The sequence below is a fragment of the Dethiobacter alkaliphilus AHT 1 genome (genome assembly GCF_000174415.1).
GTDB classification, from domain to species: Bacteria; Bacillota; Dethiobacteria; order Dethiobacterales; family Dethiobacteraceae; genus Dethiobacter; species Dethiobacter alkaliphilus.
The window spans coordinates 175,738-189,717 of record NZ_ACJM01000003.1; the positions used below are offsets into that span (position 1 = coordinate 175,738).

Annotated in this window: 17 protein-coding genes and 1 riboswitch; of the genes, 6 read left to right on the top strand and 11 right to left on the bottom strand. The window is 45.4% G+C overall.

The window, feature by feature from the left end; all coding sequences use genetic code 11:
• Positions 1-124 precede the first annotated feature (124 nt).
• On the top strand, positions 125-967 hold the full coding sequence (locus tag DEALDRAFT_RS04185; RefSeq protein ID WP_008515182.1) for a DegV family protein: 843 nt from the start codon (positions 125-127) through the stop codon (positions 965-967).
• Positions 968-1,122: 155 nt separating this feature from the next.
• On the opposite strand, the gene DEALDRAFT_RS04190 is transcribed toward DEALDRAFT_RS04185, so the two are convergent.
• The 4 genes from DEALDRAFT_RS04190 to DEALDRAFT_RS04205 form a co-directional block, all read right to left on the bottom strand.
• Positions 1,123-1,638, bottom strand: coding sequence for a hypothetical protein (locus DEALDRAFT_RS04190; protein WP_008515183.1), 516 nt, complete (start codon positions 1,636-1,638; stop codon positions 1,123-1,125).
• A 248-nt stretch (positions 1,639-1,886) separates the two neighbouring features.
• A complete protein-coding gene (locus DEALDRAFT_RS04195) occupies positions 1,887-2,885 on the bottom strand; it encodes a collagen binding domain-containing protein (protein ID WP_008515185.1) in 999 nt (332 codons plus the stop codon).
• 402 nt (positions 2,886-3,287) lie between these two features.
• Positions 3,288-3,905, bottom strand: coding sequence for a response regulator (locus DEALDRAFT_RS04200; protein WP_008515188.1), 618 nt, complete (start codon positions 3,903-3,905; stop codon positions 3,288-3,290).
• A 17-nt stretch (positions 3,906-3,922) separates the two neighbouring features.
• Entirely contained in the window at positions 3,923-6,166 is a 2,244-nt protein-coding gene (locus DEALDRAFT_RS04205) for a GAF domain-containing sensor histidine kinase (protein WP_008515190.1), read from the bottom strand.
• Between the two features lie 487 nt (positions 6,167-6,653).
• Positions 6,654-6,739, top strand: a riboswitch (cyclic di-GMP riboswitch).
• A 176-nt stretch (positions 6,740-6,915) separates the two neighbouring features.
• Between DEALDRAFT_RS04205 and DEALDRAFT_RS15835 the strand changes: the two genes are divergently transcribed.
• Positions 6,916-8,127, top strand: coding sequence for a hypothetical protein (locus DEALDRAFT_RS15835; protein ID WP_008515191.1), 1,212 nt, complete (start codon positions 6,916-6,918; stop codon positions 8,125-8,127).
• 51 nt (positions 8,128-8,178) lie between these two features.
• On the opposite strand, the gene DEALDRAFT_RS04215 is transcribed toward DEALDRAFT_RS15835, so the two are convergent.
• Positions 8,179-8,964 (bottom strand): carbon-nitrogen family hydrolase, encoded by a 786-nt coding sequence (locus DEALDRAFT_RS04215; RefSeq protein WP_008515193.1) that lies wholly within the window; start codon positions 8,962-8,964, stop codon positions 8,179-8,181.
• Positions 8,965-9,081: 117 nt separating this feature from the next.
• On the opposite strand from DEALDRAFT_RS04215, the gene DEALDRAFT_RS04220 reads away from it, so the two are divergent.
• The 3 genes from DEALDRAFT_RS04220 (at position 9,082) to DEALDRAFT_RS15840 (ending at position 10,261) form a co-directional block, all read left to right on the top strand.
• A complete protein-coding gene (locus DEALDRAFT_RS04220) occupies positions 9,082-9,411 on the top strand; it encodes a DUF5658 family protein (protein ID WP_008515195.1) in 330 nt (109 codons plus the stop codon).
• Between the two features lie 120 nt (positions 9,412-9,531).
• Positions 9,532-9,861 (top strand): DUF5658 family protein, encoded by a 330-nt coding sequence (locus tag DEALDRAFT_RS04225; protein ID WP_008515197.1) that lies wholly within the window; start codon positions 9,532-9,534, stop codon positions 9,859-9,861.
• A 115-nt stretch (positions 9,862-9,976) separates the two neighbouring features.
• Positions 9,977-10,261, top strand: a complete 285-nt coding sequence (locus tag DEALDRAFT_RS15840; RefSeq protein ID WP_008515199.1) for a type II secretion system protein — start codon at positions 9,977-9,979, stop codon at positions 10,259-10,261.
• Here DEALDRAFT_RS15840 and aroE read toward each other — a convergent pair.
• Entirely contained in the window at positions 10,254-11,087 is an 834-nt protein-coding gene (gene aroE / locus DEALDRAFT_RS04235) for a shikimate dehydrogenase (protein ID WP_008515200.1), read from the bottom strand. The genes DEALDRAFT_RS15840 and aroE overlap by 8 nt on opposite strands.
• A gap of 79 nt (positions 11,088-11,166) precedes the next feature.
• Entirely contained in the window at positions 11,167-11,301 is a 135-nt protein-coding gene (locus DEALDRAFT_RS17385; RefSeq protein WP_008515201.1) for a hypothetical protein, read from the bottom strand.
• A 135-nt stretch (positions 11,302-11,436) separates the two neighbouring features.
• Here DEALDRAFT_RS17385 and DEALDRAFT_RS04240 point away from each other — a divergent pair, with 135 nt between their 5' ends.
• Entirely contained in the window at positions 11,437-11,871 is a 435-nt protein-coding gene (locus DEALDRAFT_RS04240) for a hypothetical protein (protein WP_008515202.1), read from the top strand.
• Positions 11,872-11,892: 21 nt separating this feature from the next.
• Here the strand turns inward: DEALDRAFT_RS04240 and DEALDRAFT_RS04245 are convergent, their stop codons facing one another.
• The 4 genes from DEALDRAFT_RS04245 to DEALDRAFT_RS15845 all read right to left on the bottom strand — a co-directional run bounded on the left by DEALDRAFT_RS04245 (position 11,893) and on the right by DEALDRAFT_RS15845 (position 13,967).
• On the bottom strand, positions 11,893-12,399 hold the full coding sequence (locus DEALDRAFT_RS04245; RefSeq protein WP_143753373.1) for a YqeG family HAD IIIA-type phosphatase: 507 nt from the start codon (positions 12,397-12,399) through the stop codon (positions 11,893-11,895).
• An 86-nt stretch (positions 12,400-12,485) separates the two neighbouring features.
• Complete coding sequence (locus DEALDRAFT_RS04250) at positions 12,486-12,854, bottom strand: spore coat protein (protein ID WP_008515204.1); 369 nt, start codon at positions 12,852-12,854, stop codon at positions 12,486-12,488.
• Between the two features lies 1 nt (position 12,855).
• On the bottom strand, positions 12,856-13,056 hold the full coding sequence (locus DEALDRAFT_RS04255; protein WP_008515205.1) for a hypothetical protein: 201 nt from the start codon (positions 13,054-13,056) through the stop codon (positions 12,856-12,858).
• An 89-nt stretch (positions 13,057-13,145) separates the two neighbouring features.
• The gene (locus tag DEALDRAFT_RS15845; protein ID WP_008515206.1) at positions 13,146-13,967 is read right to left on the bottom strand and encodes a M23 family metallopeptidase; all 822 of its coding nucleotides are present in this window, start codon (positions 13,965-13,967) and stop codon (positions 13,146-13,148) included.
• Positions 13,968-13,980: the final 13 nt, after the last annotated feature.

Genomic DNA, 13,980 nt, shown 5'->3' on the forward strand with positions numbered 1-13,980 from the left:
GTTAAGTTAATTAGTCAGGCCCGGGATACTCCCGGGCCTTTAACATATGCAAAAATAAATATTGGGTAAAGTTACTAAAAATATGTTAAAATATTGTTATTAGCAAATATTATGGGGGTGCCTTGTGAAAAATATTGCCTTAGTAACAGACAGTACAGCTGACCTGACCACTGCTATGAAAGAAGAATTTAATGCCCACGTTATCCCTTTGAAGATAGTTTTTGCACACCAGGAGTATATTGACGGAGAACTAACAGCCGAAGATTTTTATCAAAAACTGGCCACAGCCCAGGAACTGCCCCGTTCATCCCAGCCTTCCCCTGCAGACTTTACTGCGTTGTACCAACAGCTTTTAAAGCAATATGACGAAGTTATTTCCATTCACCTCTCCTCTGCTTTAAGCGGAACAGTAAACGCAGCCAGAGTTGCAGCCGAAACACTGCAGGACAAAATTCATGTGGTCGATTCCAAAAACATCAGCCTGGGCATCGGCCTGATGGTAAAGGAAGCCGCCCGCTGCATTCATGAGGGTATGGACACTCCCCAGATTCTCACAAGAATTTCCGAGGCTCGCAAAAGTATTGAAACCATGTTTACCTTAAACACCCTGGAATATCTGCAAAAAGGCGGCCGCATCGGCAAAGTGTCCGGACTAGTAGGCTCTCTTTTAAACATCAAACCTGTGGTACGGGTAAACGAAGAAGGGATTTACGTCCCCGCCGGCAAAGCAAGAAGCCAGGATAAAGCCCTTGACCAGATAGCCAACAAATTAAAGGAAATAGTGGGTAACCGCAGTGTAAAATCCTTAGCCATCGCCCACGGCGACGCCCTAGATGCAGCAAACAAACTAAAGTCTATCATGGAAAACACCTGCGGCGTCCCTGCCACCATCTTCACCCAAGTAAGTGCCGTTATCGGAGTCCATACCGGCCCGGGAACGGTTGGGGCGGCAATACATTTTGAGTAAATGAACAGGGAGCAGTTTCAGAAGGCTGGAACTGCTCCTAAAATTTTTTACAAAAAAGAAAGCCCCAGGGAGCGTGATAGGTGGTTGCTCCCTAGGGGTCATCTTAATACTTCAATCATTCTTTTATTGCGTAATTATTATTGAACCCTTATAAACTACGGCAGTTCATATGCATTGACGTGGATACCATAATAGCCGTTTAGAGGAACTGTCATGGTAACTGGACTTGAAAGAGCTGTCTGTTTATAAGCGAATAGGCCTGATGCTGTTCTTTGGCCTATTGGTGCAACGTTATAGTCCTGAACGTAGAAATTTTCACCCTGTGCAAATGCCCAACCGTCGAGATAAATGGTTATATCAACATGTGTTGAAGTTTGATTTGTGAATGTTACATGTCCTGCGTAATTAGTTTGGCCAGCGTAGAGATAAGCTGTTAATACCCCATCTTCTTCTGCTAATTCTGAATACTTAACGTAAGTGAACCAGTTACCTCTATCCGGATTGTAGCGATACACTCCTGGTGCATGAGCTGCCCAGATGGTTTGGGATTCGGGTGGGATATAGGTGTTGGTGATAGTACCAATAGCACCGGCTACCGGTGTTTCGCCTGCTTCAACGACTAACTCACGGTTTGCCGGGTCGTAGCTTGGTGTCCAGCCATCAGGAGTCACTTCTGCGAAGGTATATACTCCAGGGAGCAGATAGCCAAGATCATCTTCCCAGTTGTTAGCGTCACTGAGGATAAGCGTGTCAACCAGTGTACCTTCGGAATCGTAGATATTGACGTCGATGGTGCCGTCATATACAACTCCTGTGCCTTGGTCATCCCAAACCTTGATAACCTTGAGGCTACCAAGGTCAATGGTGTTTGTAATAGTACCAATAGCACCAGCTGCGGGATCATCACCGGCCTCAACAACTAACTCACGGTTTGCCGGGTCGTAGCTGGTGTCCAGCCATCAGGAGTCACTTCTGCGAAGGTATATACTCCAGGGAGCAGATAGCCAAGATCATCTTCCCAGTTGTTAGTGTCACTGAGGATAAGCGTGTCAACCAGTGTACCTTCGGAATCGTAGATATTGACGTCGATGGTGCCGTCATATACAACTCCTGTGCCTTGGTCATCCCAAATCTTGATAACCTTGAGGCTACCAAGGTCAATGGTGTTTGTAATAGTACCAATAGCACCAGCTGCGGGATCATCACCGGCCTCAACAACTAACTCACGGTTTGCCGGGTCGTAGCTTGGTGTCCAGCCATCAGGAGTCACTTCTGCGAAGGTATATACTCCAGGGAGCAGATAGCCAAGATCATCTTCCCAGTTGTTAGCGTCACTGAGGATAAGCGTGTCAACCAGTGTACCTTCGGAATCGTAGATATTGACGTCGATGGTGCCGTCATATACAACTCCTGTGCCTTGGTCATCCCAAATCTTGATAACCTTGAGGCTACCGGTTGGCGGCGGTTCAAATTCGAACTCAACATAACTTATGCCGGGGATATTTTTTCCATGTCGTGGAGACTGCAAACCACAGTCGCTAGCTACAGGCACTCCAAGTCCTTCAGGTGGATCGGCAGCATAGTAGTAAATATTAGCATTTGGGCCACCCTTAACTGTAACCTTGGATACAACGGGGAAACCATTTTCCTCCCAGAACTTTAGTGTCTTACCTCCGTCGTAAACTTCATAAAATACCTTATACCAAACACCGTCAAATTCTACATCGATATATCCGCTTCCAGGATCATTAATTCTTGTTCCGATTTCTTCTGGGTTTCCATTGTATTCAACTGGATCAACCAATGGACCCTCACAAGGCGGCACGGAGCCCAGGGCGGTACCTATCGCCAGCAATCCAATAACCAAAAGAACTAATCCCACTCGCCAATACTTCGACACCGGTTTTGCCATATTCAATTATTTTCCTCCCTATTAAGTTTTTTTGAACAGGTGCAATAACAGCTAACAATAAAATAATGCCAGCCTGCGCCCCACCCCCCCCGAGAGTCGGGATTACTCGCCGGAATATATACCGACTGTCGTTTTTGTAGGAACTCTGCCAGAATTGATTACAGCGTGCCCACTTCGTAACAAAATATGCAGGTGCACTACAAAAATGAACATTTCGTAACAAAAAAATAAAGATAATTATAAGCAATAAACCCTATCTGTTTAGACAGGGTTTTTGCAGGAAATAGTTATTTTTTTGTTACCCCCCCCTTAATAATAACAGCGGGGTGACAAATTACAGGCTGGCCAGACTGATTTTATCTCTGACCTGGAGACCTTTGTGAGCTAAGGTTCAGACTGGTGCCTCGTTTACCTATTTAGTGCCTGGGAAACGCCGTAGAGGGCTGCTTGGGTGCGGTCCTGTAGTTCCAGTTTGGTGAGGATTTGGCCTACGTGTTTTTTTACTGTGTGTTCGCTGATAAACAGATCTTCGGCTATCTTTTTATTATTTAGTCCGCGGGAGAGGAATTTCAGTACTTCCATTTCTCGGGTTGTCAGTTCGCTTAACTTATCTTCATTCTTCTCTTCCAAAGCGTGTTGGACGATTACGGGATCAAAATACTTGCGGCCTTTATGTATCATGCGCACAGAAGTGATTAACTCTTCGGGTAAGGTTTCTTTTAATATATAACCGTCTACCTCTAAAGCCATGGCTTGTTTAATTTCTTCTTTTGTGGCATAGGAAGTGAGCACAATATATTTGCAGGTACTGTTTATTGAGCGCGCTTTTTCTATAATGTCTAACCCGTGTTCCCCGGGTAAGCGTAAATCAACCAGGGCAACATCCGGACTGTGTTTTTCCAAGACTTCCATAGCCTCCAGGCCATTTGCGGCAAAACCGCAGATTTCAAAGTCTTCTTCCAGTGAAGCAACCAACTCCAAACCTTTGCGTACCAGCGGATGATCGTCAATAATTATGACTCTCATATCCTTCCTCCCCCGATTTAGTTTTCTGGTACAGGTGACGTAGGAACAGACACAGATATTTTTGTACCTTCGCCCACCTTGCTTTCAATGTTCAGATGGCCTTGTAGTGAACGGGCCAGTTCTGTCATATTGACAACTCCCAGCTTTCTGGCACTGCTTTCGGCATTAGTACTGTAGAGGTCGATATCACATCCCTTTCCATCATCCTGAATAAATAACTGAGATTCGAATGGATCCATTAACAGATCAACTTTGATATTTTTACTTTTGCCATGGCGAATGGCATTATTGGTTGCCTCTTTAACAATGCGATAAAATGCACGACGGATGGCAGCGTTTAGGTATTCTTCCTTCCCACTGATATTAAAATCTATATCTATCTGATTCAATTCCGCCAAGCCGTTTAATTGTTTTTCCAGTTCACTGACAAATGTATGGTCGCCACGATGACGTGGGCTCAGCCTGTAAATAAGCAAGCGCAGCTCTTTTGCTGTCTTTGCCGTAACATCGCGAATAGCCTGAAGAATCTGTTTTTTCTCGTTAGGGGACAAGGTATCGCCCTGCCTGATAATGGCCTCAGCGCCGTAAACCACACTAAAAAGATTCTGAGAAACACTGTCGTGGATCTCATTGGCGATTCTGTTTTGCTCTTCCAGCAAAAGCATCTTATCGGAAAACAACTCGGCTATGTTACGCTCAATGGCCACTGCTGCCAGATTAGCCATAAAGGAAAGGGTTTGCATAACTTCTTCCGTGTTAAAGGCATCCTTTGGCTGCAATGCAGCCAGTAAGCCAAAACAGTGGGAACGTGACTTAACGGGCATACAGAGCAGACGTGCCACCGGCTTACCCTGTGAATCATAAACCAGATGTTCTACTGAGTGGGGAGTTTTTTGAATCCGTGACCACGCTGCTATCAAAGGTTCGTACCAGTAGCTCTCGGGAAGAACATCCTTCTCTCCTTTAACCGTGTAGATACGATTGTTTAATGAGCTGTCTTCTTTAACAGATGTCTTATCCAACCAAAATATTACTTTTTTATTGCCGGTAAGGGCGCGGGCGTAGGCGGCAAAAAGATCAATTACTTCTTTTATGTCATCACGGCTGGAGATTGTTTCCACCGCTTCATACAATGCGGTCATACGCTGCATTGTTTGCTCCGTTCGCTTCAGATTGAAGATATTACAAACGGTTTGTTGAGCGAAGTTAATAAAAAAGTTCAGTTCAGACTGAAAATTGGCAAAGCTTTTGCCAGGAGGTAGCCACCCTACAAAGATAGCCATGATACTATAATCATTTAGCCTAAGTGGCAGTGATAACCAGGAATTGTCTTCAGATATTGCCACTTCATCTTTACCTGGTTCACTCCATCGCCTTGCCAATTCAGCAAGATTAAGTTCCTCACTAATAAAATTATGAGGGATGTCGGGGGGTACCACTGTAAAAAGAATCTGGTGAGTAGGATTTAGAAACGGTGTGGGGGAATCCAGCACCAGTACAGCCGCTTTCTGAAGAGGAAATACGTCTTCGGCGTATTCTACAAGCTTTCTGTAAACATCACTTGTGTTTTTACAGGCGACGGCCTCGCGTTGGAAATCGCTTAAGGACTTTGAACGCTGATGATTCTTTTCTAAACTGTTATAAGCTTCCGTGAGCTTCTCCTGTTGTTCTTCCAATGCCTGGGACTGGACCGCCAAGACACGATAAATGCCGGAAAAAATCTGAAAGGCAAGAGCCATTAGGAAAAGGGCTGAAATAAGGCCGAGATAATTGGAGAAGAAGCCCAAAAGACTAAAATTTGCGCCCTCAAAGTAGAGATCTTCAAGGATCGAAAATAAAAGATAGACAGACATTAAAGTCCAGGGCATGAAGAATGGTAGGTATGCAGAGGCGATCATAACGGGATTTAGCGCATACCATATGAAGGGACTATCCAAGCCACCTGTCAAGGCAACGATGATAGCCAGGATAACAGATTCGGCCAAAACATAAACGGCCAGGTTGTCACTGCGTTTGATTGCTCGGTTATATAGATAAACAAAGATAAACGACGAGATTACTAAAAACAGAAGAAATCCCAGTTTATCAAACAGCAGCCTCTGGCCCGGGGCCAGCATAAATACAATTGAAGTCAGGAGCAGGGAAATAGCCCTAAAGAGACCAAATGTGGTACTAAACCCGGGATGAAAGTTGATTTTCCCCTTACTGTTTAGCAAGTAGTTTTTATCTATCCGATGAAAACTACCTGAAATCGCTCTCATACAATGCCTCCGAACTCGCTTTCCATGGAAATTATTAACATGCTTTGTGTTTTCTATCTTACTATCTAATAAGTTCAGGTGTCAATTAATTCGACATTTGAAAAAAGGCCCCTTTAAGCAAGAAGAATGAGGAAAATCTGAAGTAAAAAACACGTTATTTGATGGAAATTTATAAGTAAATGTTGTTATCGGAAAAATTATGCGTAATAAAAGGAAAAGATGCGGTCGAATGATGTAAAAACAAAGTTTAAAAATAATTTCAAAATGGTAACATTTTCGCTAATTCTAGTAAGCATATTGGATTAGTAGCTAATCATAGCAGAATCTCAAATATGCATAGCAAATTAACCGACTCTTCGACTTTCATGAAGTCCATTCTACATTAGTCAAAGAAACATTATAAAAACATAGTATTTCTTTGTTAAATCGTGTGTAAATATGTGGAAACTTTTTTCTTCCTATCCCTCTGCTATCCTGCTATAATCTAATCAACCATAGAAGCAATGACCAACCTCTTACAAATCGGGCGCCTTGAGAGGTTGAGAGCTGGCGGCGCAACCGGCTATGGCAGGCCGGTTTTTTTTGTGCTCAGAACGGGTTCTGCTCATGCCAACATCACAGTAGAATATTTGCACAATTAGAGCCTAAACCAGCCATCTTTGCATCACATTCGGGGGTGATGAGAGGAAAGACGTAGTTTAGGTTCTTTTTGTGTTTAATTTCATTGAAAAAAAAAGGAGGTAAAACTAATGAAAAGCCTTATGAAAACAAAAGTGTTAGTTATTCTGCTTACACTGGCTATGTTGGTAGCCATGACAATGCCGATGGTCTTCGCGGAAACAGAGCCTACAGCTACACTGGTAGTAACATACGATGACGGGGAAACGACTACAACCTCTAACAGGGATCACCGTTCCAGAGTCCTACATTTTGATGTATACCGGGACACTGGTGCATTAGCAACGTCTGCTGTACTTACATTTGCTGATGAGAGACCAACAGTTTACTGGGAAGTTGATGCCCAAGGCCCTGGTGGCGGATCGGGAACACTGGATAATCCCTTCTGGCAGGGCTCGGAAAATGCAGACCTAACTGGCTCTGAGATTGGCTACTGGCACTGGGTTTATACAGCCTCTGGGGTCCTGACCATTAGTAACAGCTCCGGAGACGAAGAAGAAGAGCCAAAGCTTGGCAAACTTTCAATTATTAAATTCTATGATGCCAATGCCAACGGAGAGTTTGATAACGGTGAGGCTATAATCGAAGACTGGAAAGTAAAGATTTACATCGGTGACGTTTTCTACGGTTGCGTAGAAACACCATATGAGATTGAAAATATAATTTATGGTACCACCTTTAGAATTGTAGAGTGCGAGTCTACAACAGGTAACTGGAGATCGACAACCCCTACTGAATATACGGTTACCGTGGGCTCCGATGTTGATGGACTTGATGTAGAAGTTGAGTTCGGTAACCTCTGCCTGGGTGAAGGCGGCGGATACACCATGGGATTCTGGGGCAACAGAAACGGACAGCGGATTTTTGAGGATGATATCGATGAATCAATAGCAGCTCTTACCGCCCTGAATCTAAAGGATGCAACTGGCGATACTTTTGTTCCAGAAGACCACGACGATTTCCGCAGCTGGTTACGTGGTGCCAATGCAGAAAATATGCAGTATATGCTTTCCGCTCAGTTAGCTGCTATGCGGCTCAATGTATTATGGCAAGGGGTAGAAGGAAATGCATTGGTTTATGCCCCTGGAGTCTTACCTAACAGTGATTATATTTCCATTGGAGCTTTGATCAATTTGGCAAATGAGGCATTAGCAAATGAGGAAGCAAGCCGTGAGTACATGGAGTTGTTAAAAGACGCTTTAGATAGCGCCAATAACAATGAGAACTTTGTCCAATCTGAACCGTGTGATAATTTTGCTTTTGATTGCTGTGATGAAGAATAAAGTACAGTAATAAAGCCCGCCTTTTGGCGGGCTTTATTACTGTAGGCTATGTTACAATAAAACGCGATCGTTAAAAGCTGGGAAACTATCTCGTATTTCTGAGACATGGCTTAGATCTATACTGCCATGTAATAGGGCAGGTTCTTCCCCTGCGGAGTGTAGTACTGTTCCCCAGGGGTCTACCATCATGCTGTTGCCGGCGAAGGGGTTTTCTTTTATCTGGCCGGAGCAGTTGCAGGAAATGAGGTAGCACTGGTTCTCCAGGGCTCTGGTTCTGTTAAAGAGGGTCCAGTGCTCCAGGCGGGCCAGGGGCCAGGCGGAGGTAACCAGGAAGGCTTGGGCTCCAAGGTCTGCCATTTTGCGGTACAGTTCGGGGAAACGAAGGTCGTAGCAGGTGGAGATGCCGAATGTGCCCAGGTCTGTTTTTATAACTGTGGGAGTTGTGCCGCGGGTTAAGAGTTTGCTCTCTTCAGATTTATAGCCAAAGAGGTGGATTTTTCTGTACTTGCTGATTAGTTTTCCATGGGGGTCGATGAATAAAGCTGTATTATATAAATGGTTTCCGTCTCGTTCTACAATGCTGCCGCCTAAGATGTGGCAGTTCATTTTTTCTGCCCAGGGAGCTAAAAAGGAATAGGTCTCCCCTTCTGCTTCTTCACTGTGGGCGGCGTAATCCTGGAATCTGAAAAAGCCGCTTCCCCATATTTCCGGCAGGAGAATCAGATCCGGCTGTGGATTGCCGGCATGAAGCTCGAGCATGATTTGCTCCACTTTTTTGAATCTCTCTTCTCTGCTATGTACATCACTTACTTCCAGCTGAATAATGGCTACGTTCATGATTGTTCCCTCCTATGCTCTTTAAGATAGCATTATTTTGGTCGGATGTCTATCAATGCAAGACTTTGTTTATCTACCCTTTATATTTGTTTGGTAAGATATGTATGGGGGGATATCATGGGAGGGTTAACAAAAGCAGGTGGCCGGGACAGGCTTTTATGGTTATTGCTGTTGGGTGTGGGTGTTTTTAATGTGGCGGATTACTTTCTGACTTTGTATGCCCTTAGTCGGGGGATGCGGGAAGGGAATCCGGTTATGGATATGATTGTGGATACGGTGTATTTTCCCAAGGTGAAGCTGGTTTTGGTGCCGCTGTTGCTGCTTTTGTTGTGGCTGAACCGGCAGCGGGTTGGCAAAAGATTGTATGTGTATGTGTGGATTATATTTATTGCTTACTTTTTGTTAATGGTTTACTATGCATGGCTCTTTTGGGAAGTCTTCAGTTAGAGAATAAAGCACCTGCGGGTGCTTTTTTTGTTTTAGAAAGAAACATGGTTGTACATAATAGAAGGCAAGTTTACCGCAAGTACTCCATAGTAATGATAAAAAAGACCGGAGGCATGATAGTTGCAGTACATATGCGATGAAAATAACAGATTTAGGCTGATAGGGTTGATGTTAATTTGTGTTGCCTTTTTTAATGCGGCGGACTATTTTCTGACGCTACATGCTTTAAGTTTAGGTTTCAGAGAAGGAAATCCGGTGATGGCTTTGATTGTGGATACGGCTTACTTTCCTAAGGTTAAATTGATTATTGTGCCGCTGTTATTATTATTTCTCTGGTTGGTGAGGGTCAGGGTTGGGCGCAGGTTGTTTGGCTATGTATCAGTAATTTTTGCGGCCTATTCACTATTAATGGTTTACTATGGTTTCTTATTTTTGACTATGCAGCTTTAACACAGAAAGCACCTGAAAACAGGTGCTTTTCTTGAAGGAAGAATATTACAGATTCAGTTGGCATATGTATAACACAAAAGAATTTGGGTAAAATTTCCTGTGTGAGGTGTTATACATGAGGTTAGCGGAATTATTTATTGTTTTGGTGATATTGGTTACACTTTCGGGGACCGGAATTACTGTGTACAGTGAGCATATCGGTACTGTGCAAAACAGTGTCTTGTCCTATAATGTGAAGGTAATGCAGCAAGCGGTGGAGATCTACCAGCTGGAAAACGGCAAGTATCCCGATGATTTAGAGAGCTTGGTGGAAAACGGATACTTTCGGGAAATGCCGGTGAATCCGGTTACCGGTGCTGCGGATTTTGATTATGATCCGGTGACGGGTAAAATTAAGTAGAAGTCGCTTTTTTCATAATGTCAGTGGGAGCCTTTGTGCCGGTGAATAGTTCAAAGGCTCTTGCTCCCTGGTGGAGCAACATGCCCAGGCCGTCCAGGCCGGGGCTTTTTAGTTCTTTGGCGTAGGTGAGGAAATCCGAGGGCATTTTTCCGTAACGCAGGTCGTAAAAGAGAGCGCCGGCGGCACTGGAGAGGTCAACGAGCCAGTCGCCGTCTTCTTGTTTAAAGGGGATGGACAGGGTGTTTACCACCAGGTCGGCGCTATAGATGGACGGTGAGTAGTTGGAAATTAGGGGTATGACGCTGAATGTGTGGGCCTGCCCAAGGGATTCAGCCAGTTGTTCTGCATTTTCCAGGGAACGGTTGATGATGGTTATTTGGGAGACCTTGTTTTCCAGGAGGGCTGCACAGATGGCGCGGGCAGAGCCGCCGGCCCCGATGATTACTACTTCTTTGTCTTTGGGGTTGAAGCCGTATTCTTTGAGGGAATCGATAAAGCCGGTACCGTCGGTGTTGTAGCCGGTGAGGATACCGTCTTTGTTGACGATGGTATTTACTGCGCTGCAGCGGCTGGCGGTTTTGTCTATTTCGTCAAGAAACGGGATTACATCCTGTTTGTGGGGCACGGTTACGTTTACGCCGGTGATGTTTAGTGCTTTGATGGAGCCCACGGCTCTTTTTATGTCATCGGTGTTGACGTGAAAAGGCACATAGACGTAGTCCAGGTCCAGATGGGCAAAGGCGGCGTTGTGCATGGCGGGAGACAGGGAATGCTCTACCGGGTCGCCAAAAATCCCGGTAATTTTTGTTCGGCCTGATATTTTCATGAATATCACCTCTAAAAAATGTTTCTTCATAGATGTGTGGATTCCCTGTCAGATGGCAGGAAATTCAAAAAAAATAAGCCTAAGGCTTATTTTTTTCTTCCCAGATAAAAGTGTATTCGCCTGTCTCCCTGTTGACGATTACATCCTGTAATTTTTTTTCGGGGGTTGGTTTGGCGCTTTGATACGCCTCCCTCATTTTTTCCAGAAGATCCACTGGCACCACCTCGAAAGTTAGTGTGCGCAATGGAGCAAATCTCTATACCATCTCCATATTGTCTACATTGGTTCTCCATATTCGTTGGCTATAGTATAAGTGTACTTAAAAAAAATTAAAGGGAGGTGAATGGTTATGCGTAAAGGAGTTGTGGCAGTATTGGTGCTGGGCTTGCTGGTGGCTCTGTCGGTAAGTGCATTTGCCGGTGAAGGTTTTGGCAGAAATGCACAGGAAGGCAGCATGGGGCTGGGCCAGGGCGTAACCCGTCCTTATATCGCCGAGGCGCTGGACATGGATGAAGAGGCTTTGCGGGATGCTCGCAGAGAGGGTAAATCCATGATTGGAGTTGCCGAGAGCAGAGGCGTGAGCGCCGATGAGCTGGTAGATTCCGTGGTAGATTTTCGCCGGGAGCAGATGGCTCTCATGGTGGAAGAAGGCCGTGTCACTGCAGAGCATGCTGAACAGTGTGAGGAAATAATGGAGACACGGATCCGCGAGAATCTGGAACGCGTACCGGAGCCCAGAGGCGGCCAGATGGAGCAGCGTCAAATGATGCAGGGAAAAAGATAGTACGACCAAAAGCACCTGGAATCAGGTGCTTTTGTTATTTAAATTACGGAGAAATACTTTTTCTATTTGGCGGACGATTTTAGTGCCGATGAATTCATGGGTACTCATGGGAGTGACCAGGATGGTATGCATGCCGGTGCGGTTGCCGCCTAAGATGTCAGTAAAGAGTTGGTCTCCCACCACCGCCACTTCCTTGGGGTAGAGATTGAATTGGGCGGCAATGCTGCGAAAAGCACCGCGGCGGGGTTTGATAGCGCCGCCCAGGGCAATTACACCCAATTGGGAGGACATGGCTTCTACCCGGGCGGATGTGTTGTTGGAGACGATGGCAATTTTTAAATCGGCGTCGCGAACGGTATTAATCCAGTCAACCAGTTTTTCCTGTACTTCGGAAGAACGCCAGGGCACCAGTGTATTATCCAGGTCCGCAATGATGGCTTTAATCCCCTGTTGTTTTAATTGCTGCAGGTCTATGTGGTAGATGGAATCCACCATCTGATTTGGTTTTAAGAGCTTCAGTGCACTCACCTCTTGGTTTTCGTAGGCTTTAATTATAACATACTAAGGTGATTGCGGAAAGATGACAGCTTGGAAAAACTCACCTTGCGGTGAGTTTAATGGGGCATTTTTGTTTTGTAGGGTAATTGGTTTAGGTAGCCCATGAAAACAGCGGAGATATCTTTTACCTGAGAAGGGGGTGCGATGTCGGCGGTGTATTCCCCCATATTAAAGAGAGTGTCCAGGACTTTGCCGTGTTGTTGCTGCAGCCGGTGGCGGCAGGTATTCAGGAGATTGTGGAGGTTGATGTCCACCGCTTCAGAGGAGGAAATCTGATAAACATTCATCATATGCTTATGGTGCAACAGGACGTCATAGAGACGATCCAGATCATTGATGGACTGATCCTTTTGAAAGTTGATGGAGACTTGTTTGCCGATTTTTTGAGCGCCGGTTTCTGTGGTAATGGTGGCATTGGGATCCATGCTAGACCTCCTTGGCTTTTTGGTTTACGTAGTTTAAGATGTCCACAAAGTTTTCCTGGTGCATACGGCCGATGTCATCAAGTAATTGGGAAAGTTTCTGGTCCTGACACTGCTGGCCGTGATTGTAGCATTTTTTGGCGGCGGCCAACTCCCAGGAAAGATGATCCTTTAAGTAGTTTACTTCTTTTGTTGACAGATTCAATATGCTTCCTCCCTTCGTTTGCTGTTTATATTCTGCGACGAAGGGAGTGGTTTATACAAAAAAATAAAAAGCCGGAAAAAATCCGGCTTTTAATCTAAGATACGTGAGTATAGTCTGCGGACGGTGTCCGGAGAGCGGCCCTGGCCCAGGAATGTATTGCCGTGCCAGATTTCAAAGTGGAGATGGGGTTCACCGCTGGGGCTTTCTATTACACCGGTAACGTTGGCGCGCATACCGGTATTGCCCACGGTTGCTATGGCTTGTCCCGTTTCCACAATGGTTCCCTCGGTGATTTCGGGGCGAATCTCTTTTAGATGGGCATAACGGGTTACCACACCGTCGGGATGTTCAATCCAGACCTGCATACCGCGCAGCTTGTCCAACAATTCCGGAGGAGTACCGTTGGCGGTGATGGATCTGCGGATAACATCTTCATATTCTTCCAGTGTCATTTCCACATAACCGTGGTCGGCGCGGATTACCGTTCCCGGCCCCGCTGCCAATACGTCACGGCCGATGGTGTTGTAATAGTCCAGGCCTTCGTGAACTCCGTTGCGGTAATTACGGGGAGCATTGGGAAGCTGCCCGTTAACGGAAGTCACGCTGCGCCCTTCAATGGGTGTCTCCATGTAAGAGAGCCTGTCCACCAGTTCATCCATGGAATCATTAACGAAATCGATTTCCGGCAGCTCCGGTTCCTGGGGGATATCCAGCTCTTCTTCCGCTGGAGCATCTGCCGGTTGGTCCAGAGCAACTGCAGGAGCATCCGGGTCGGGGTCAGTTTCTATCGGTTCTTTTTCATTGGGTGCATCGGGGACCGCAAAAGTTTCCAGTATTTCCAGTGGGTTGGCGTTCACAAATAGTAAGCCTATAGCCAGGACGGCTATAAGCAGAATAATTTTCTTTTTCATATGTACCTCCATG

Excerpts from the sequence above, each read along its gene's own strand:
- DEALDRAFT_RS04200 (WP_008515188.1), bottom strand. The coding sequence starts at position 3,905 with ATGAGAGTCATAATTATTGACGATCATCCGCTGGTACGCAAAGGTTTG.
- DEALDRAFT_RS04205 (WP_008515190.1), bottom strand. The coding sequence starts at position 6,166 with ATGAGAGCGATTTCAGGTAGTTTTCATCGGATAGATAAAAACTACTTG.
- DEALDRAFT_RS15835 (WP_008515191.1), top strand. The coding sequence starts at position 6,916 with ATGAAAAGCCTTATGAAAACAAAAGTGTTAGTTATTCTGCTTACACTG.
- DEALDRAFT_RS04215 (WP_008515193.1), bottom strand. The coding sequence starts at position 8,964 with ATGAACGTAGCCATTATTCAGCTGGAAGTAAGTGATGTACATAGCAGA.
- DEALDRAFT_RS04220 (WP_008515195.1), top strand. The coding sequence starts at position 9,082 with ATGGGAGGGTTAACAAAAGCAGGTGGCCGGGACAGGCTTTTATGGTTA.
- DEALDRAFT_RS15840 (WP_008515199.1), top strand. The coding sequence starts at position 9,977 with ATGAGGTTAGCGGAATTATTTATTGTTTTGGTGATATTGGTTACACTT.
- aroE (WP_008515200.1), bottom strand. The coding sequence starts at position 11,087 with ATGAAAATATCAGGCCGAACAAAAATTACCGGGATTTTTGGCGACCCG.
- DEALDRAFT_RS04240 (WP_008515202.1), top strand. The coding sequence starts at position 11,437 with ATGCGTAAAGGAGTTGTGGCAGTATTGGTGCTGGGCTTGCTGGTGGCT.
- DEALDRAFT_RS04250 (WP_008515204.1), bottom strand. The coding sequence starts at position 12,854 with ATGGATCCCAATGCCACCATTACCACAGAAACCGGCGCTCAAAAAATC.
- DEALDRAFT_RS15845 (WP_008515206.1), bottom strand. The coding sequence starts at position 13,967 with ATGAAAAAGAAAATTATTCTGCTTATAGCCGTCCTGGCTATAGGCTTA.